16 protein-coding genes and 4 pseudogenes are annotated in these 19,687 nt (G+C 42.0%); 10 read left to right on the forward strand and 10 right to left on the reverse strand.

Going from position 1 to position 19,687, the window contains the following annotated elements; genetic code table 11:
- The 5 genes and pseudogenes from SD31_RS19250 to SD31_RS11500 form a co-directional block, all read left to right on the forward strand.
- Positions 1–206: pseudogene (locus SD31_RS19250) on the forward strand (sugar transferase); the annotation flags it as partial.
- A complete protein-coding gene (locus SD31_RS11485; protein WP_052258997.1) occupies positions 107–550 on the forward strand; it encodes a hypothetical protein in 444 nt (147 codons plus the stop codon). The pseudogene SD31_RS19250 and the gene SD31_RS11485, both read left to right, overlap by 100 nt.
- Before the next feature lie 6 nt (positions 551–556).
- Positions 557–1,309 (forward strand): glycosyltransferase family 2 protein, encoded by a 753-nt coding sequence (locus SD31_RS11490; protein ID WP_039054225.1) that lies wholly within the window; start codon positions 557–559, stop codon positions 1,307–1,309.
- A 46-nt stretch (positions 1,310–1,355) separates the two neighbouring features.
- Positions 1,356–1,618: pseudogene (locus SD31_RS21380) on the forward strand (DUF3820 family protein).
- Between the two features lies 1 nt (position 1,619).
- Positions 1,620–2,552 carry a rhodanese-related sulfurtransferase gene (locus tag SD31_RS11500; RefSeq protein ID WP_039054226.1) on the forward strand — a complete coding sequence of 311 codons (933 nt, stop codon included), beginning with the start codon at positions 1,620–1,622 and terminating at the stop codon, positions 2,550–2,552.
- A 59-nt stretch (positions 2,553–2,611) separates the two neighbouring features.
- Here SD31_RS11500 and galE read toward each other — a convergent pair.
- A pseudogene (gene galE, locus SD31_RS11505) lies at positions 2,612–3,641 on the reverse strand (UDP-glucose 4-epimerase GalE).
- A gap of 4 nt (positions 3,642–3,645) precedes the next feature.
- Positions 3,646–4,607: pseudogene (locus SD31_RS11510) on the reverse strand (UDP-glucuronic acid decarboxylase family protein).
- A 64-nt stretch (positions 4,608–4,671) separates the two neighbouring features.
- Here SD31_RS11510 and SD31_RS11515 point away from each other — a divergent pair.
- Entirely contained in the window at positions 4,672–5,919 is a 1,248-nt protein-coding gene (locus tag SD31_RS11515) for a 3-deoxy-D-manno-octulosonic acid transferase (protein ID WP_039054227.1), read from the forward strand.
- A gap of 65 nt (positions 5,920–5,984) precedes the next feature.
- Here the strand turns inward: SD31_RS11515 and SD31_RS11520 are convergent, their stop codons facing one another.
- The 7 genes from SD31_RS11520 to SD31_RS15545 form a co-directional block, all read right to left on the reverse strand.
- Positions 5,985–7,433, reverse strand: a complete 1,449-nt coding sequence (locus SD31_RS11520) for a glyceraldehyde-3-phosphate dehydrogenase (RefSeq protein WP_039054228.1) — start codon at positions 7,431–7,433, stop codon at positions 5,985–5,987.
- 237 nt (positions 7,434–7,670) lie between these two features.
- Positions 7,671–8,801, reverse strand: coding sequence for a radical SAM family heme chaperone HemW (gene hemW, locus SD31_RS11525; RefSeq protein WP_082021936.1), 1,131 nt, complete (start codon positions 8,799–8,801; stop codon positions 7,671–7,673).
- A 346-nt stretch (positions 8,802–9,147) separates the two neighbouring features.
- Positions 9,148–10,095, reverse strand: coding sequence for a M1 family aminopeptidase (locus SD31_RS19260; protein ID WP_231561521.1), 948 nt, complete (start codon positions 10,093–10,095; stop codon positions 9,148–9,150).
- A gap of 170 nt (positions 10,096–10,265) precedes the next feature.
- A complete protein-coding gene (locus tag SD31_RS19265) occupies positions 10,266–11,015 on the reverse strand; it encodes a hypothetical protein (RefSeq protein WP_231561522.1) in 750 nt (249 codons plus the stop codon).
- A 111-nt stretch (positions 11,016–11,126) separates the two neighbouring features.
- Entirely contained in the window at positions 11,127–11,534 is a 408-nt protein-coding gene (locus SD31_RS11540) for a DUF983 domain-containing protein (protein WP_039054230.1), read from the reverse strand.
- Between the two features lie 13 nt (positions 11,535–11,547).
- The gene (locus tag SD31_RS15540) at positions 11,548–12,048 is read right to left on the reverse strand and encodes an AraC family transcriptional regulator (protein WP_052258998.1); all 501 of its coding nucleotides are present in this window, start codon (positions 12,046–12,048) and stop codon (positions 11,548–11,550) included.
- Entirely contained in the window at positions 12,033–12,410 is a 378-nt protein-coding gene (locus tag SD31_RS15545; RefSeq protein WP_052258999.1) for an AraC family ligand binding domain-containing protein, read from the reverse strand. The genes SD31_RS15540 and SD31_RS15545 overlap by 16 nt, the downstream gene beginning before the upstream one ends.
- A gap of 141 nt (positions 12,411–12,551) precedes the next feature.
- On the opposite strand from SD31_RS15545, the gene SD31_RS11550 reads away from it, so the two are divergent.
- From SD31_RS11550 to mfd, 4 genes are all read left to right on the forward strand, one after another.
- Positions 12,552–13,097, forward strand: coding sequence for a hypothetical protein (locus tag SD31_RS11550; RefSeq protein ID WP_052259000.1), 546 nt, complete (start codon positions 12,552–12,554; stop codon positions 13,095–13,097).
- A gap of 180 nt (positions 13,098–13,277) precedes the next feature.
- A complete protein-coding gene (locus SD31_RS11555) occupies positions 13,278–13,706 on the forward strand; it encodes a nuclear transport factor 2 family protein (RefSeq protein WP_039054231.1) in 429 nt (142 codons plus the stop codon).
- Positions 13,707–14,005: 299 nt separating this feature from the next.
- Positions 14,006–14,752: a hypothetical protein gene (locus SD31_RS21385; RefSeq protein WP_410528261.1), complete on the forward strand. Its 747-nt coding sequence runs from the start codon at positions 14,006–14,008 to the stop codon at positions 14,750–14,752.
- Positions 14,673–17,216 carry a transcription-repair coupling factor gene (gene mfd, locus SD31_RS11560; RefSeq protein WP_410528260.1) on the forward strand — a complete coding sequence of 848 codons (2,544 nt, stop codon included), beginning with the start codon at positions 14,673–14,675 and terminating at the stop codon, positions 17,214–17,216. Before SD31_RS21385 ends, mfd begins: the two co-directional genes overlap by 80 nt.
- A gap of 37 nt (positions 17,217–17,253) precedes the next feature.
- On the opposite strand, the gene SD31_RS11565 is transcribed toward mfd, so the two are convergent.
- Positions 17,254–19,629, reverse strand: a complete 2,376-nt coding sequence (locus tag SD31_RS11565) for a M14 family metallopeptidase (protein WP_082021937.1) — start codon at positions 19,627–19,629, stop codon at positions 17,254–17,256.
- Positions 19,630–19,687 lie beyond the last annotated feature (58 nt).

A 19,687-nucleotide genomic window follows, 5' to 3' on the forward strand; every position in this document is an offset into this window, starting at 1 on the left:
AACGAAGTGACGACAAAGTCATGGAAATAAGCGGATACATGTATCCTGTCAAAGATGCCGACAAACTGCCTGAGTCTTTCTTCTTCCGCGTGGCAACAAGCTGGGGTTGGGCGAACATGGGAAAGAGCTTGGGAAGCTCTTCAATCCAAACATCGACCAACTTACCGCAGGCTTCACCAGCGAAAAAATCAAAAGATTTAGCATAGACAACAGCGAAAACTTCTGGAAGCAAGTCAAAGAATTTAAAGCAGGAAAGATAAACTCTTGGGCTATACGCTGGTACCTATCAATCTTTAACAACCACGGTCTAGTGCTCTATCCCCGTCAGTCCATGATTCAAAATATGGGTACGGACGGCTCCGGCACCCATTCCGATGTGGACAACGCCTACCATGTGGAGCTAGCTACAGAACCTATAAACGAGTTCCCGAAAGAATTTGAAGAAAATAAGACCGCTTACGAAGCAATTAAGTATTTTTACAGAACTCGTAAAGGCTCTTTACCACAACGACTCATACGATATATTAAAAAGCTTTGGAACAAACGTTAAAAAAAAGTGACATCTCCCAAAATATCAATCATAACTATTGTTTACAACAACGTTCGAGATATCGAACACACCATACTGTCTGTCCTCAACCAGACCTACGACAATATTGAATATATCATTATCGACGGAGCTTCCACTGACGGAACTCTAGATGTCATCAACAAATATAGAGGCAGCATAGATGTTATAGTATCCGAGAAAGATAAAGGCATCTACGACGCTATGAACAAAGGTCTGTCCAAAGCTACAGGCGATTACGTCCTTTTTCTCAACTCAGGAGACGAACTATACGACAACAGCACCATTCAGACCGTTGTCGAAAGAGGTAACAATGCCGACATTATATACGGCGAAACGAAACTGGTGGATGAAGAGCGCCGCATCGTGGGTGACCGCCGCCATAAGGCTCCTTCAACTTTTGATTGGAAATCTTTCCGCTACGGCATGAACGTATGCCATCAGGCAATATACATAAAACGCAATATTGCTGAACCGTACGACCTTCAGTATAAGCTGAGTGCCGACATTGACTGGGTAATCCGTGCTGCAAAAAAAGCGAAAACCGCACAATATGTACACTGTTATGTAGCCCGCTATCTGGTTGGCGGCATGTCACAAAAAAGACATCGCCAAAGCTTGAAAGAACGCTACGAAATCTTTAAAAAACACTACGGCACCATACCCAACATTTTCAACCATATCGTCATCGCTTTCCGACTGATAAAATATAGAATTACCCATGGCAAAACCAGAGAATAACAGCCTTTTTAACCCTGAAATTCTGATCGAATTAGCAAACACAAAGATGCCTTTCGGCAAATATCAAGGCTGGCTCTTATGCAACTTACCCGAACCTTACCTCCTATGGTTTATAAAAAAGGATTCCCCCCCGGCAAACTCGGACTGCTGCTGGCAACCCTTTACGAAATCAAACTCAACGGTTTAGAATTACCTTTTAAAACCTTTAAATTAAAAAGTAAAGAAATTCCTAGCAAGCCATTATATTTTACTACCTTTGTCGCTTATCTTTTAATTAACATTAAACGCCGTTTGCAGCGGTATCAATGACATGACTAAATATCAAACATTGCTGTACTATTGCTACAGCCGTATCGAAAATGCAGAAAAGTTTGCTGCAGACCACCTCGAATTTTGTAAATCTCTTGGACTCGTAGGACGTATCATCGTGGCTGACGAAGGTCTCAATGGTACAGTTTCCGGAACCCCTGAAGCATGTAAAGCATATATGGAAGCCATTTATGCTGACGGAAGATTCAACCACACCGACTTCAAAATCGACAACGTAGAACAACCTTCCTTCGCAAAGATGCACTGCCGCTACAAACCGGAAATAGTACACTCAGGACTCCGAGATCCCAACATCATAGATCCTACCAAAGAAACCGGCAAATATCTGGAGCCCAAAGAATTTATGGAGATGAAAGACCGCGAGGATGTGGTTATCCTCGACGTACGATCCAACTACGAACATTCTGTTGGTCGCTTCAAAAATGCGGTAACACTGGATATCAACAATTTCCGGGAGTTTCCGGAAAAGGTCAAAGAACTGGAACATCTGAAGGGCAAAAAAATCCTTACTTACTGTACCGGTGGTATCAAATGCGAAAAAGCATCAGCCCTCCTTCTTAAAGAAGGTTTCGAAGAAGTTTATCAGCTGCACGGAGGAATCATCAAATACGGAAAAGAAGTGGGCGGTGTAGATTTTGAAGGGGACTGTTATGTCTTCGACAACAGAGTTACTGTGCCGATAAATAAAGTTAACCCTACCATTGTGTCCACCTGCCGCAACTGTGGTAAGCCAACAAAGAAAATGATAAACTGTGCAAATCCCCGCTGCAACGACCATTTCACCCAATGCGATGAATGTGGCTGGGAGATGGAAGGCTGCTGCTCAAAGGAATGCCAATCCGTACCTTATAAAAGAAAATACGACGGCACAGGCTATTACGCAAAACTTTCTTCCTATACGCTTGCTCATTAAAAATAAGTATAAAAAAATCCTTGCTGTAATAAAAGCAAGGATTTTTTTATCTACAAAGATTAGTCTAAAGGATTTTCCTTGAGGTATTTTTCCCAAGCCCATGCCGATGCCATCATCTCATCGATACCAAGCTCTGCTTTCCAGCCTAACTCACGGTTAGATTTGCTGACATCTCCCCACACTTTTACTACATCCCCTTCACGTCTAGGACCAAATTCATATTTCAGCTTCTGTCCCGAAGCCTTCTCAAATGCCGCAATAGCCTCCAATACCGAATAGCCGTTGCCCGTCCCTACATTGAAAACATCATACTTACCATTCGGATTTCCCTTCTCCAGTAGTTTGATTGCCGCTACATGAGCTTTGGCAAGGTCTACCACGTGAATATAGTCTCGTATACAAGAACCATCAGGCGTATCGTAATCATTACCGAATACGGTGAGCTTCTCCCTTTTACCTATAGCTGTTTGGGTGATGAAAGGCAACAGATTCTGAGGAACACCATTTGGCAGCTCTCCTATTAATGCCGAAGGATGCGCCCCTACCGGATTGAAATAGCGTAATGCGATAATATGGTAGTTGTCATAAGCACTCGCCGTATCCTGAAGAATCTCCTCAGCAATCTGCTTGGTATTGCCGTAAGGCGATGTAGCCTTCTTCACCGGTGCCGATTCCGTAACAGGCAAAACGTCCGGCTCGCCATACACCGTACAGCTGGATGAAAATACAAAGTTCACATTTTTTCCTCGATAAGCATTCAATAGATTAATCAATGAGAAAAAAATTATTGTGATAATATTTCAAAGGATCTTGAACAGATTCTCCCACAGCCTTCGACGCCGCAAAATGAATAATACCTTGTATGTCTGGATTAGCTTGGACAAATGCATTTACCTTCTCCGCATCACATAGATCAAATTGATGAAACTCCGGCTTTACACCTATAATCTTTTCAATCTGATCTAGAATTTTAATGTTGGAGTTGGATAGGTTGTCGATGATCACCGGTTTATATCCAGCGTTGTGTAACTCTACTACAGTATGAGAACCAATATAGCCTGTTCCCCCTGTAACCAAAATTCTGCTCATAATTTTAACGTTTATGCTCGTAAATAGTTTTGAAATAGTCTATAGTTCACTTTGTAACCCCTCTTCACGTGAAACTTTAGGCTCCCATCCCAAAATATTTTTCGCTAGAGTTATGCTAGGCCGACGCTGCTTGGGGTCATCCTCCGGCAAGGCCTGAAAAACAACCTTGGACTTACTTCCAGTAAGCCGAATAATATCACTCACTAAAGTGTTGAGGCTGATCTCATCCGGATTACCTATATTCACAGGGAAGCAATAGTCCGCAAACAGCAAACGGAAGATACCTTCTACCTGGTCTGTGATATAGCAAAACGAACGTGTCTGCGTGCCATCACCAAAAACAGTAATATCTTCCCCCCGCAAGGCTTGGCCGATAAAGGTCGGCAGCGCTCTTCCATCATTAGGACGCATACGCGGCCCATACGTATTAAAAATGCGTACAATACGGGTGTCCAAACCATGAAAGTTGTGATACGCCATGGTCATCGCCTCCAGAAAACGCTTAGCTTCATCATATACGCCTCTCGGCCCTACAGGGTTTACATTGCCCCAATAATCCTCTGTCTGTGGCGATACCAATGGATCCCCATACACCTCAGAAGTGGAAGCTACCAAGATTCGGGCTCTTTTCTCCTTGGCTAGCCCCAGCAGGTTGTGTGTACCCAATGAGCCTACCTTCAGTGTCTGGATTGGAACTCTAAGATAATCTACCGGACTTGCGGGCGAAGCAAAATGAAGTATATAATCCAAACGTCCCGGCACATGCACAAACTTGGTCACATCATGATGGAAAAATTCAAAATTAGGAAGATGAAACAAGTGCTGTATGTTCTCTATGCTCCCCGTAACCAAGTTATCCATCGCAATCACATGAAAATCCTCCTCCACAAAGCGGTCACAAAGATGGGAGCCTAAGAACCCTGCAGCTCCTGTGATTAATATGCGCTTGCGATTACTAGTTTGCACCGTAACTCCGTTTAGAAAAGGTTTAAATTTTTATCTTTGACGAAGATAAGTATTATTTTAGAATATGCGATTATTATACGACCTTGGTGTTTGGTTATATGGCAAGATTTTATGGATAATTTCGCCATTTCACCGCAAGGCCAAACTCTGGGTTCAAGGCCGAAAAGATATTTTCAAAGCCATCCGAGAGCAGATAGACCCTAACCAACAATATATCTGGTTTCATTTTGCTTCGCTGGGAGAGTTTGAGCAAGGGCGTTCGGTACTCGAAAAGATCCGCATCAAATACCCTTCCGAAAAAATTGTTATCACCTTTTTCTCCTCATCGGGATATGAGATACGCAAAAACACGCCTCTTGCGGACCACGTGTTCTATCTGCCTGAGGACACAGCGAAAAATGCCCGTCAATTTATAGAACTTATCCGACCAAAATTTGCCGTATTTACCAAATACGAATATTGGCATCACTATTTTGTCGAATTAAAGAAAAGAAATATCAAGCTGTTGATGATTTCGGCTATATTTAGGGAAGAGCAGATTTTCTTCAAGCCGTATGGAGACTTTTTCAGGGATATACTACGCAATGTGACCTATTTCTTCGCACAGAATATGGATACTGTCCATATGTTGAAGTGGATAAATATCACCAATGCCGGCCTTGCAGGAGATACACGCTTTGACCGGGTACTTGAACTTCCTGTGCAGCATAAGCCCATATCCGAAGTGGAACGCTTTTGTCGGGAGCATAGAGTCCTTGTCGCAGGCAGTACTTGGAAACCTGACGAAGAGCTTCTTAAAAAGCTGCATGACGACTTCAACGCTTGGAAGTTTATCATAGCTCCCCACGAAATCCATGATACCCATATTCAGAACATCGTAGAACTGTTTGATGGGCAGGTGCTTCTCTTCTCCAATTTCAGAAATTACTCACCTGAAGAAATACATGCTCGACGAGTCTTACTCATCGACAATATAGGTATGCTTTCATCCCTTTACCATTATGGTGACATCACCTACGTAGGAGGAGGGTTCGGTGTGGGTATACACAACACATTAGAAGCAGCAACTTATGGAAAACCTGTAATTTTCGGACCTAAGTACGCGAAATTCCAAGAGGCAGTAGACTTAGTAACTCTTATGGCTGGATTTTCAATTTCCAATTATAAACAGCTGAAAACGGTATTTGGAGCTCTTCAAAATAAAGATAAGCTGCAAGAATGTGGTGCTGCCGCAAAAAAATACGTACAGCAACGAGCGGGAGCCACCCAAATTATCATGAAATACCTTGAAACGGAAAAGCTCTTGCAATAAAAAAGCCATCTCCTAGAGATGGCTTATCAAAAACTAAGAAAATAAAAATTGGACTCTGAAATTTCTTAATAGTAGGTATAGCGTCTCACCCCTGCCACATGTCGCGCTAAACGCATCACCTGGTGCGTATATCCATACTCATTATCGTACCATACATAGAGGACCACATTATTTCCGTCCGGAGCTACGATGGTCGCCGGAGCGTCATACACCGAAGCTGCCGTAGTGCCTATAATATCTGAAGACACTAACTCCTCGCTTGTAGAATATTTAATCTGCTCAGTAAGACGACCGTCCAATGCTGCCGCTTTCACCAGCCCGTTTAATTCTTCCAATGACGTTTTCTTCTTCAGCTGTAGATGCAAGATAGCTAAAGAACCGTTGGGCACCGGAACACGGATGGCGTTAGAAGTAAGCTTTCCGGACAAATCTGGCAACACCTTGGCCACAGCCCCACCAGCTCCCGTCTCCGTGATAACCATATTGAGGGCAGCAGCACGACCACGACGGGATTTTTTGTGCATATTATCCACCAAGTTTTGATCATTGGTGTACGAATGGATAGTCTCTATATGTCCCTGCTTAATCCCAATAGCATTATGTATCACATCCAATATCGGAGAGATGGCATTGGTTGTACAGGAGGCTGCAGAAAATATACTCTCATTTTCCGTGTCTATCATATCGTTGTTCACCCCATACACAATGTTTGGAACACCTTTACCTGGTGCTGTCAACAATACTTGGGAAGCACCTTTTGAAGCAAGGTGACGTGACAACTGTTCTTTATCACGGAATGCGCCTGTGTTGTCTATGACCAAAGCATTCTGAATACCATACTTCGTGTAATCTATCTCTTCTGGTGTCGAAGCTGAAATTACATAGACTGTAACACCGTTAATTATAAGGGCTCTCTTTTCTTCATCTATAGTTACCGTTCCTTCGAATTCTCCGTGTATAGAATCGTTTTGAAGAAGAGCAGCTCTTTTCGTTAAAGTCTTTTTGTCAATATTATCACGTGTCACGATAGCTCGCAACCTCAAAGTATGGCCTGCCCCTACTTTAGTGATAAGCTCACGCGCCAACAATCGACCTATACGTCCAAACCCATATAATACCACATCACGAGGATCAAATTCGCGATGTTCTTTGGCAGACACCAGCTCCTTCTTTATAAAATAACGGAGCTGTTCTTCTTCAATATCTTGTTCACGAATTTTTAAGGCCAGCTTACCGATATCTATACGCGACGGCGCAAGATGTAAGCTCTGCATGATTTCGGCAACCTGCAATGTAGAGAAAATGCTGATAGGCTTACCTGCAATAGCTTTGGACTCCTCATGCAAGTTGAGCACTTTGCTTACACGACGGTCCATCAACTGATTTCGGAAGAAAACCAACTCTATGGAATGATTCACCCACAAATCACTGACAATTTTGATGAGTTTTACAGCAGCATTTTGCTGATTTTTATAACTTCTGATTTCGGACTCAAAAGTCGGTTGTTGTATCATAATTTCTTAGGTTATTATGACACAAACTTATGTATATTACTCATTATTAACCTATTGATATTTCATTTTTAATATTTTTTCATCTACCTTATAGTAACCTTTTATCAGATTAAAAAATTTAACCCCATTCCTTTGTCAAATCATTAAAAAAAACAGCTTTTGTCGAAAAATAAAAAAGCTAAAATTCAGCCGTATGTAGCTAAATTTTAGCCTTTGATAATTCTTTCCAGCTAAAAATTATTCTTCTACCATAAACAATTCGGAAGCAATATGGTCTGCCATCAACTTTCCTTTTGTCGTAGCACATAGATACCTGCCTTCTTTGAGCTCCACTTCTTCCCGTTCGATAAATGGATTAATGTCTCGTAGTAGGTGAGAAACACAACTTTCTCCAAAATCAGTTTTCACTTTATCGATATCTATTCCCCACATCGTTCGTAGGGACGTCATCACATATTCATTGAATCGGTCCTTTGTTTGCAGATATTCTGTTTCCTGAAAATCCTTGCCCTCACTTACGGCTTCTATATATTTGGCATTGTTGGCTATATTCCATGAACGGCTTTCTCCATTGAAGGAATGTGCTGATGGTCCTATGCCTAGATAATGTTTTCCTTTCCAATAGTTGGTATTATGACGTGCATACATACCGTTTTTTGCAAAGTTAGAAATCTCATAATGCTCATAGCCGGCCATCGTGAGTGTATCAATGAGCATCAGCATCTGTTCAGCACTCTGGACATCGCTCATGGGTGGAGTTTTTCCTTCCTTGACAAAATGTGCCAAGGCTGTCTTCTTTTCTACCGTCATCGCATAAGAAGAGATATGCGGCACCTGCATGATGATAAGTTGTTGGAGGTTGTACTTCCACTTTTCGTCCGTCAGCAAAGGATATCCATAGATAAGATCGCACGTAATATTCTCGAAGCCGGCATCCTGAACTCTCTTAATAGAAGCATCGGCCTCCTGTGCATTGTGAGCTCGGTTCATCCAACGTAAGTCCTCCTCAAAGAATGACTGAATACCTATAGAAAAACGGTTGATGGGAGTATCGCGCAACGAACGAACTTTCTCTGCGGTCAGGTCATCTGGATTGGCTTCCAACGTAATTTCCGCATCATCACTGATATCAAAATACTTGGAAACCTGGTCGATAAGTTTTGATATCTGCTGACTTTCCAGCAATGAAGGCGTCCCTCCCCCAAAATACAGACTATACAATTTCTTTTCTTGTAAGTAGTCAGCCCTCCGTACAAGTTCCGTTTGCAAGGCCTCCAGCATCTCATCCTTATATTTCAAGGATGTGCTAAAATGGAAATCACAATAGTGACAGGCCTGCTTACAAAATGGAATATGAAAGTATATCATCCGTTGTCCTCCGTTTCGGACAAAGATAGAGAAAGCATGCTTCAATTAGGCTTCAAAAACTGTTGGAAAACCAATTGTTCTCAAAAAATCAACTATTTATCTAAACAAAATATTAAGATAAACTGTTCAATATAGTACTACCTAGTATGAAAAACATGATAAATAAGAAATGCTTATGAAAGAGTTTTTAGTATGTGTTGCCATGATACTGTGCATGATATTTCTATATCTCATGGTTTCAGTATTAGAATCCACAAGTCCTCAACAAAGACTTACCAATAATAATTCAATACCTTTAGAGTTGGAATCACTTAATCCATAAAAAATAAGCGGATTTAAAATCCGCTTATTTTACTATTTTATGGTTGTCGGATGACTCAATATCTGCCAGTCGAAGCGTTGGGTCTATCCACACTTTAGCCACCTCTTTGCTCGCCGTAAAAGAGTAGGTAGGTTTTGTCCAGAACCAATCTTCCAATACGGTACGTTTCACTCCTGCATAGATATCATAATTTTCTGCCGGCTTTTCGCCTCTCATCTCACGCAAAGGGATGTAAAACAACTCCTTACTTCCATCCTTGTATTCTACTAGGATATCCAAAGGCATCGCGAAATCCGATTTGTTGCGAATGATTATTTCTTTTCCGGCAATGGTGTCAATAGCGTAATCGATTTTACGTGTGGTGTTGATAAATAAGTTGAAATACCATTTCAGGTTGATTCCTGACACATCCTCAGCTACGCGCTTGAAATCATTAGGGGTCGGATGTTTAAACTTCCAAAGCTCATAGAACTTCAAAAATGTCTTCTCAAGATTCTCTTTTCCGATAATATAGCCTAGCTGTTCGGCCATTACTGCACCCTTGTTATACGCCGCATTCGAATAAGCATAGTTGGTATTGTAATAGTCGGCCAAAAGGCTCATCGGCTCTTCCTTCCCTGAAAGGGCTAAACGATAGTAGCCGCGATATGGTTCCATAATAGGATTAGTAGGGATAGCTCCTTTTCTTTCAAAGATGTGATGCATAGCCAACTCTTCCACATAAGAAGTAAACCCTTCGTCAAACCACTCATCCACAGTCTCATTAATACCGAAAAGGTGTTGATACCACGAGTGTGCAGCCTCATGAAAAATCACATTAACAAGACTTTTCAGGTTACGATTGCCTGTAATCAAGGTTGCAGTACCATACTCCATACCACCATCCCCTCCTTGCACTATGGTATAGGTAGGCCAAGGATAAGCACCGAAGCGGCTTGAAGCAAAATCGAAAAATTCTGCTGCAAAGCCCAACGCTTGTTTCCAGTTGTTTTCAATCTCCTTATTGGCAGGTATAAATACCGTATAAATTTTAACTCCACCTTTGGAAGTTGTAGAGTCTACTACAAATTTTGGATCCGCTGCCCATGCAAAGTCATGGATATTATGAGCTTTAAAGTGCCATGTAGCCTTGTTTTGTGCTGTTAGTCTTTATTTTGGCATTTTTCACATAGCCTTTCACCTCTGAAGGGTTTTGTAAGACTGCCAGATCCGCCGATAACATAATCTTTATGGATATGGATCGTCACATCGAAATTGCCAAAAGGGGCGACAAACTCTCGGCCTACATACTCATCCAAATGCCATCCAAAATCATCGAAATGCGCCATCTTAGGATACCACTGCGTCATCGAAAGGGCTACACCTTCTCTGGAATTACGACCACTTCTTCGAATCTGCTCTGGAACCTGTGCTTTCCACTCCATCTCAAAGGTCGTCTTGCTACCGTCGGCAATAGGCTGTGGAAGCTCTACTTCCAAGATGGTCCCATCCACTTTGAATTGTGCCGGCACACCATTTACTTTCAGCGTCGATATCTTCTGATAGCCTATCTGTTCAGGAGTAAGCGTAGAAATGCGGCTCTGATAGACCGGCTTTTCCTTAGTTCCTATATTTTTGGTCATACGGGAATCCGGATCGGCAATGGATATCAAACGGTTATCCATCATACTCCCCGGCTGAAAAGCATTGAAATACAGATGAAAATAAACTTTAGATAATGATCGACCGGAATTGTTGCCATATTCCAAGGTCATCTTGCCATCATACTGATAGCTTTTCTCGTCCACATCAATATCCATCGTATACTTTACATCCTGTTGCCAATAGCCCTTGCGCTGTCCCAAAGCTATTCCGGATAAAACCATTAAAAAGAGTAATGCGTAATATCTCATATTTAGAATACTAAATTGTTCTATAACTAAATTAGGGATTAATCGCCGCAAGACGATAAATCCCTATTATTTTGTTACAATATAATCGGATTTGACCTATTGAAGATGTCCTTATTTTCCTTTCAGGAAATAACGCTCTTGAAACTTAAACTGAGGCGTCATCCAGTACATCAACACAACTCTGGAATAACGATAGTTGAAAGGCGCCAAGATTAAGGAAACAGCTACCGCTACCGAAAGATACAACCATGGAGACTCTAGATTGCCGGTAAGAATATAGGTACCTACACATGCTGTCACCAGCTCAGCCACCACAAAAGCATAACTCACATACATAGCCGCATAAAAATATCCAGGCTCTTTCTCAAATTTCAAATCGCAATGCGGACAAGTGTCATACATCTTCTTCGACTTGAAACTCAATAAAGGGGCTCTGAACATGTTGCCGGTACGACATCTAGGACACTTGCCATCCACAGCACTCTTCCACTCACTTGGTATGGTATATTTTGTTGACATAGTAAACGTTTTTCTATATATGATTTATTAACTTTTTTCTGAACTCTTCAGGGGTAACCCCTACTGCCTTTTTAAAAAACTTTGTAAAATACGAATTATCGTTAAAATTTAGCTCATATGCGATCTCAGCCACAGAATAATCTTTGATGACAAGGAGTCTTTTGGCTTCCAAAATCACACGGTCGCGAATGATCTCCCCTGCCGACTGACCTAATAACTCCTTACATAATGCATTTAAATGGTTCGGTGTGATATACAGCAATGCTGCATATTCTTTTGGCAAACGTAAGGATTTAAAGTTAGATTCTATAAGATTTAGAAAATTGCGCAGCAAAGTGTGGTTGTAAACACTAGACTCCGTACTGAAAGAAGAAATCCGCTGCCTGTTCAAAAGCTGGAAAAGATACAGCAATGAGGCTTTAATGAAAGAAACATCACCTCTATACTGCAGTATACGGTCTAATATCTCTGTCACTAGATTACGGTCTTCCTCCTCTATCAACAAAAACGCCATCTCATCACCAAACCCGAGAAAAAAGGAAACATCATCAGATAATCGGACCGCAACAACACATCCTTAAACAAATCCTTGTGAAAGTTTACCACATATCCATCCATGTTTTCGCCAAACTCCCACGTATGAATCTGCCCCGGAGACATGAAATAAATCTGCCAAGGCTCTACCTCAAAGCGTTCAAAGTCTATAGTATGGCTCCCTCCCCCCTTCGTAAACAAAACGAAGTGGTAAAAATTATGGCGATGCGGAAAAACTAAATTCTTATTCCTATCTAGATAATGTGCCAAGCTTTCAATCATAAACTCTTGATTAAAGCCATCAGACACAACACATTGCTCTATTACAGGAACTTTTGCCATCGTTCACAAAGATACTTCTAAAACTTAACTCTATATGGTACTATTAGCATATTTAATGGTACTTTTTACGGATAAGTAAATTATACCATTACGTTACGTAACAATAGGAATAAATTAACCTTCTTTTCCTAACTTTATAGCATGTCATTACATAAAGACCCGGAACTTAAAGAAGCTATATTGAATCTTCCTCCTAAAGAAAAGGACAAGCTGCTGGTACGCCTTATCAGTAAAGATAAGATGCTCATGAAGCAACTCCACTTTCAGCTTCTCGAAAACGAATACGACCTAGAAGACCGGATTAATACGCTGAGGGAAAAACTTAGCTCCCTGCTCACCCCAGAAAAGTCGGGAGTGAAAAATGTTCCCCTGTACTCCAATTATCGTACTCTAACTACTCTGTTGCGACAGGCTAGTGGCATGATCAACGAACATGAAAAAATCACGAAAGACAAGTTTAGTGAAGTAGAATTTAGACTCTTGATTCTTGAGTTGGCTTTTTCTTATTATCCCGCCCTATTTCAGAATAGCTATGTAGCTGCCTCCGATAAACTTCGCCGCTACGTGTCGGCACGCCTGAAGACAACCTTGAGCAAGTACGACAAACTACACGAAGATTTACAGTTTGACCTCAAAGAAAGCTATGACAAAGTAGTAAGCTTTTCCGAAGCTCATCAGCTCCTCTAAACATTTTCCTACCTTTTTCACCGCCTTTAAATATCGCTAGATTTATTTACCGATAAGAGAGCGGGATTTACCGATTTTCGAGATAAATTAGTCGAAAAGCCATTCTCTTGGCCTCTGCTGCGCTATAACTTTGTCATATCAAAACATCAGAAAACATTAAACATTATAAACATTAAAGTCATGAAAAGAAAAATAACAACAATCGCAGCAGTAATCATCGCTTTAGTAGCTTCTGTATATAGTGCCAATGCTAACGTAAAACCTTACAAAGACCTAAACAATAAAGAAGTCCTCTTTAGCTATGTCAGTGCTTCCATCCTAGGTAGTGACATGTATAACAAAATCATGTTCGCCGACGATTTCGAATACAGAAATACAGCTAATGACGACAAACACGACAAAAAATCGTATCTGAAGTACCTGAAATCTTTGAAAGACAACAAATTCGATTGCGAGCAAACGATAGAAATCCTCGACCAGACGGGTAACACTACCATTGGAAAAGTAACTATGGAGTTCCCGACCTTCAAACGCGTAGACTATGTTACCTTAGTACAGTCTGAGGAAGGATGGAAAATTAAAAATGTTACCACAACTTACCCTTTATAACTGAGTAATTTTTGTTTCATTAAGCTCGGCCTGCCCACAAAGCAGGCCTTCTTTTTAGATAGCAACCCTATCCCTCTCCTCGCTCCATGCCGTTTTCTTGAAAGTCTATCCAAAAAGCACTGACCCTAAAGCCATAATTTTACTAACTTTGCATCAAAACATTGGGAGTTAAGTGAATATTCAAGAAATCTTATCATATTACGGTCAAACCACACAAGTCTCTTCGCTTGTAAAGGCTATTCAAGGTAAAAATCCATAAAATTCAACTCAAAGGGCTAATAGGCTCTTCAGATGCTTTGGTGGCTGCTACCTCCTATCAGCTGCAGGAGCGTCCCTACCTTTTCATCCTTCCTACACATGAAGATGCTGCCTATTTTCAATCCGACTTGGAAAGTGCCTTCGAAAAGCAGGTGTTGTTTTTTCCATCATCCTATCGCAAGCCTTTCGACTTCACTCAGCTGGACAGCACACATGTGCTGCAGCGTGCCGAAACGCTAAGCGCTTTGAACCACACCTCCGAGCTACCAAAAATGGTTGTTACCTATCCCGAAGCTGTAGCCGAGAAGGTCATCAACAGGCAGGACCTAGAGAAAAACACGCTTACCATTACGCAAAACACAAAACTCAGCATAGACTTCATAAACGAATTCCTCTACGAATATGACTTCGAAAGGGTGGATTTCGTTTATGAGCCAGGACAGTTTGCTATACGTGGTGGTATCGTAGACATCTTCTCTTTCTCTAATGACTTACCATACCGAATAGAATTTTTTGGGGATGAAATAGAAAGCATACGTACCTTCGATATAGAAAGCCAACTCTCAGTAGGCAAAATCCATACAGTGACCATCGTTCCCAATGTTCAGGCAAAGTTTTTGGCAAACAACCATATTTCACTGTTGGAATATATTGACCGCAATTCGGTAATATGGATTAAAGATGTCCAGTTTACGCTAGATATCCTCCGTGAAGGATACAAAAAAGCCTCCCAAACTATGGAAAGCGTTATCCGAAGAGGATATAAAAAACAATCCAGAATGGATTGATCCAAGATTTACATTTACAGACGACAAAAATTTCGGAGCCATGCTGTTCGACTTCCCTAATGTGGAGTTCGGAAAGCAGTTCTTCTTTAAGGCCGACGAAATAATAACGTTCGACATACGTCCTCAGCCTTCGTTCAACAAGGATTTCAACCTCCTCATCCACAACTTCAAGGAAAACGAAAGCAAAGGCGTGAAGAACCTCATCTTTTCGGACTCTTCAAAACAAATCGAACGTATCTTCGCCATCTTGGAAGATTTAGATTCGTCGGTGGTATTTACCCCTGTTTACAAAGCCTTGCGGGAAGGATTCCGCGACGACACAATAAAACTGGCCTGCTACACAGACCATCAGATTTTCGACAGATATTACAAATACAAAAGAATAAAAACTTACGAGCGTTCGCAAGCTATCACCCTCAAGGAGCTTCGAGACCTCAAGCCCGGCGACTATATCACCCATATAGATCATGGTGTAGGTAAATATGCGGGGCTGGAAAAGGTAGACGTCAACGGCAAAACCCAAGAGATGATACGTCTCGTATATGCCGACAACGACTTACTCTACGTCAACATCAACTCACTCAACCGTATTTCTAAATATTCTGGCAAGGAAGGTACTGTCCCTAAGCTGAACAAGCTGGGCACTGACACCTGGGAAAAGCTGAAGAAAACAACCAAGAAAAAGGTAAAAGATATTGCTCGTGACCTTATCAAACTTTATGCTCTTCGCAAAGCACAGACAGGAAACGCCTTCAGCCCCGATACCTACCTTCAGAAAGAATTGGAAGCTTCCTTTATCTACGAAGACACACCGGATCAGGAGAAAGCTACCAACGACGTCAAACGTGACATGGAGTCTCCTCATCCTATGGACAGGCTGGTCTGTGGTGACGTAGGCTTCGGCAAGACGGAAATAGCCATTCGTGCCGCATTCAAGGCTGTCGCCGACAGCAAACAGGTTGCCGTGCTAGTGCCTACTACCATCTTAGCTTTGCAACACTACCGCACCTTCTCCGAACGTCTTAAAGGTTTTCCCGTAAACATAGACTATGTAAACCGTTTTAAGACTAGCAAACAGATTAAAGAAACTCTGAAAAAACTGGAAGAAGGCAAAATAGACATCATCATAGGTACCCATCGGCTGGTAAGCAAGGACGTAAAATTTAAAGACCTAGGACTGATGATTATCGACGAAGAGCAAAAATTTGGAGTTTCGGTGAAAGAAAAGCTGAAAGTGATGCGCGCCAATGTCGATGCACTGACTCTGACCGCAACACCTATTCCACGCACCTTGCATTTCTCGCTGATGGGAGCTCGCGACCTCAGCATCATCTCTACGCCCCCACCAAACCGACAGCCTGTACAGACAGAACTTCACGTGTTCAACGAAAAGCTAATCCAAGAGGCTGTAACTTTTGAGCTGGACCGCGGTGGACAAGTATTTTTCATCCACAACCGGGTTGCAGACCTGCAGCAGCTGGGAGCATTAATCAGAAAGTTGGTACCTCACGCTCGCGTAGGTGTCGCCCACGGACAGCTCGAAGGAGATGATCTAGAAGATGTAATGTTAAAATTTATCAACCATGATTTTGATGTGTTGGTAGCCACCACTATCATTGAAGCGGGGCTGGACATCCCTAACGCCAACACCATCATCATCAACCAAGCCCACATGTTCGGACTCAGCGACCTTCATCAGATGCGGGGCCGCGTAGGACGATCCAATAAAAAAGCATTCTGCTACCTGCTGAGCCCTCCGCTATCAACACTTACTCCGGAAGCATACAAACGCCTTTCAGCCATCGAAGAATTCTCCGAATTAGGATCAGGATTCAACGTAGCGATGCGCGACCTAGACATCCGCGGCTCAGGAAACTTGTTGGGGGCAGAACAATCCGGCTTCATTGCCGAGATAGGTTTTGAGATGTACAACAAAATTCTGGATGAAGCGGTACAGGAATTGAAAGAAGAGGAGTTCAGCGACCTCTTTGACGAAGACAAAAACCGAAAATATGTTTCTTTCACACAGATAGATACGGATTTGGAGGTCTTGATTCCAGATGAATATGTTACCAACATCACCGAACGTTACAATCTATACAACGAAATAGCCAAACTGGAAAACGAAGAGCAGCTTACTGCTTTTGAGAAAGCTCTGGAAGACCGCTTCGGTCCTATTCCTCCTCAAGTGTATGAACTCTTTAATACCTTGCGTCTGCAGTGGTTAGGAAAGACCATAGGCTTCGAGAAGATATCTTTCAAAAAGCAGACATTAAAAGGATATTTCGTCAACAATCCGAAGTCCTCTTATTTCGAGTCTGAACAGTTCGGAAAAGTATTAGCCTTTGTTGGAGCCAATCCGGCTATCTGCAACCTCAAAGAGGTTAAAGGACAACTTAGACTGGCCATCAGCAACGTAAATACTATCGACTACGCATTGCATCTACTCAAACAGATGATATAAAAAAGGCGTCCTAGTGGACGCCTTTTTTATTTCGGACTTAATCTACTTGAAAAATAGCATTGGCCATGATCTGCTTCCCTGATTCCCAGAAATTACGAAACAGCACATTGTCCGTCAGATAAATTATTGTCCCGGCACCTACGGATTCCGTTCCGAAAATAAGGCCGTTTTTTATTTTTTTGCTAAGCTGATAACCTACAAAACCACTCATCAAAGCTCCTTCTTTAATATATCCCACATTCCAACCACTTCCATCTTTAAAATAATCGTATAACGTTCCGCTTTGTCTTAACGTGTAATAGCGGCTAATGCCATACATCAAAGGATGAGTAGCGTCAAAATCTACTTTATAGATTGCTCCTGCCGTGTAGGACTTGAGAGACTCACGTTCTCTGTCCGAATAAGCTTTCAGCGGACTGTCTTGGCTTTTTTGTGTACTATCTTGCTTCACGGGCTTCAGTCTGCTCCATGGCTGTGTAGCCAATTGTCTTACAGCTCCTTCCAACGCGATAACCTTGCCTCCTTTTCTTACCCATGCAGCAAAACCTTCGGCAAGACCTTTATCTTTGAGGAAGCTGTAATTTCCATTAGGCATGATAAACACATCCACTTCTTCCCATTTTATGCGTGCAAAATCTTTCGGATTCACTAATGTAATAGGATATTGAAGCTGATGATCGAAATAATGCCATACCTCCCCCACATTTAAAGCTCTTATCTCCTCTCCAGCTAACATGACAACTTTAGGCGCTTTAAGGGTTTTTACATCCGAGCTTCCCAAATCTTTTGCTCCTTCGATGATGCCAGAACTTATGCTATGAATCTTCACGGCATACTTATCACCCACCTCTTTCAATAACTTCTTAAGGTCTGTCTTCTTATTGTTGCTGCTCAACAAAAGTAGAGAACCTCGCGGAAAATCTTCGCCATTTAGCTTGAAGGCATACTCCGATCGCTTTACGATAACATCATGTTGCAACAAAGCAGCCAACACCTGTGCGGAAGAGAAACCATCCCACTTAATGGCATACCCATAGCTTTCCGACAAGTTATTGTCCACCCGCTCCAAAGAATAAGGCTTCATCGACGACACTTTGGTTTGCAAGGCTATTCCCTCCAATCCATACACATACGGCAACGACCAAGCAGTAATATCGTAAGTTACCGAATCTACAAGCTTCGCTTCCGGCTCGAAAAGTACCCTGACTAGTGCTGCCTTCGGCTGATTGCCGGGGATAACCACATCTTTTTCTCGTGCCACATAGGATACAGTCTTTTTCGTGCTGTAGTCTACCCCTTTGAACACTCCTTCTGCAGCATAGTATTTTATCTTATTCTTATCCAGCAGTTCCATTAAAGCACGTAATTTACCTTCATTTGCCGCCTCATATTTGATGACGTAGCTATGAAAGGAAGATAGCTCTCCCTCCTGAGCTTGCCTGAAAAATTTCTTGAACTCTTCTACCACACGATGCGCATTCTGCGACACCACTTCCACCAAGTTCACTCCTGAAGCATGATGCTGTATAGCCCGGTCTACCAAGGTCAAGGTATCTTTCTCATTGGTATACACCCCTAGTCCGGCTGAACCATTACCTGCCTTTTCGTATGTCATGCCTATAGCTCCCGAATAGATAGGATATGTATCGCCATACGATGGGTAAAATAGGTCAAAACGTTCTTTCGTAAAATACAGCCATCCCTTTTCATCGAAATATTTTGCATTATGCTTGCCGATGACAGCCTGAAACTCACGCTGCCAAGGCGTAATAACCTCATGTAGAGGCTCTGCAGCAGGAGGGAAATAATAAGGAGCATTAATACCTTGCTCATGGAAGTCTACATGTATATGAGGCAGCCATGAATTATAAATTTTCATCCGTTGTACACTTTCTACCTGCGTCTGCCATGCCCAATCTCTGTTCAGGTCAAAATAATAATGATTGTATCTACCTCCAGGCCATGGCTCCGCATGCTCCCGGGCATAGAGATTAGGGTTGTATTTAACCCCCAAGATACCGTTCTGCCAATTGTTATAACGTTCGGTACCATCAGGATTTAGACAGGGATCTATAATTACCAAGGTATTTTCCAGCTGAGCCTGCATCTTTGAGTTCTTCGGATTTACAAGTTCATATAAAGTCATCATCGAAGCTTCCATAGAAGAAGTTTCGTTGCCATGTGCATTGTTGCTCATCCAGATGATGGCAGGCATATCTTCAAGAATGAATCCATCACGTTCTTCCCCCACAATGGACATGTTGCTCTTCCTTATTTGTTCGAGCCGCGCTATATTTTTTGTCGAAGACACAAAGAAAACATACAAAGGTCTCCCCTCCACAGACTCTCCATATTGCTCATACTTTACCCTATCAGGAGCTAGCTCTAGGGAGGCAATTGTAATTTGTAATATTACTAAAACTCTTGGTGACKSKACGTCTGACTAATTTCTTAACCATATTTTCTTCGAC

It is taken from the genome of Sphingobacterium sp. T2, assembly GCF_000814685.1.
Lineage (GTDB): Bacteria > Bacteroidota > Bacteroidia > Sphingobacteriales > Sphingobacteriaceae > Sphingobacterium > Sphingobacterium thermophilum.

What these genes read in the sequence shown, in the direction of transcription:
- SD31_RS11500 (WP_039054226.1), top strand. Translation starts at nt 1,620, where the DNA reads ATGACTAAATATCAAACATTGCTGTACTATTGCTACAGCCGTATCGAA.
- SD31_RS11515 (WP_039054227.1), top strand. Translation starts at nt 4,672, where the DNA reads ATGCGATTATTATACGACCTTGGTGTTTGGTTATATGGCAAGATTTTA.
- SD31_RS11520 (WP_039054228.1), bottom strand. Translation starts at nt 7,433, where the DNA reads ATGATACAACAACCGACTTTTGAGTCCGAAATCAGAAGTTATAAAAAT.
- hemW (WP_082021936.1), bottom strand. Translation starts at nt 8,801, where the DNA reads ATGATATACTTTCATATTCCATTTTGTAAGCAGGCCTGTCACTATTGT.
- SD31_RS19265 (WP_231561522.1), bottom strand. Translation starts at nt 11,015, where the DNA reads ATGAGATATTACGCATTACTCTTTTTAATGGTTTTATCCGGAATAGCT.
- SD31_RS11540 (WP_039054230.1), bottom strand. Translation starts at nt 11,534, where the DNA reads ATGTCAACAAAATATACCATACCAAGTGAGTGGAAGAGTGCTGTGGAT.
- SD31_RS15540 (WP_052258998.1), bottom strand. Translation starts at nt 12,048, where the DNA reads ATGGCGTTTTTGTTGATAGAGGAGGAAGACCGTAATCTAGTGACAGAG.
- SD31_RS15545 (WP_052258999.1), bottom strand. Translation starts at nt 12,410, where the DNA reads ATGGCAAAAGTTCCTGTAATAGAGCAATGTGTTGTGTCTGATGGCTTT.
- SD31_RS11550 (WP_052259000.1), top strand. Translation starts at nt 12,552, where the DNA reads ATGTCATTACATAAAGACCCGGAACTTAAAGAAGCTATATTGAATCTT.
- SD31_RS11555 (WP_039054231.1), top strand. Translation starts at nt 13,278, where the DNA reads ATGAAAAGAAAAATAACAACAATCGCAGCAGTAATCATCGCTTTAGTA.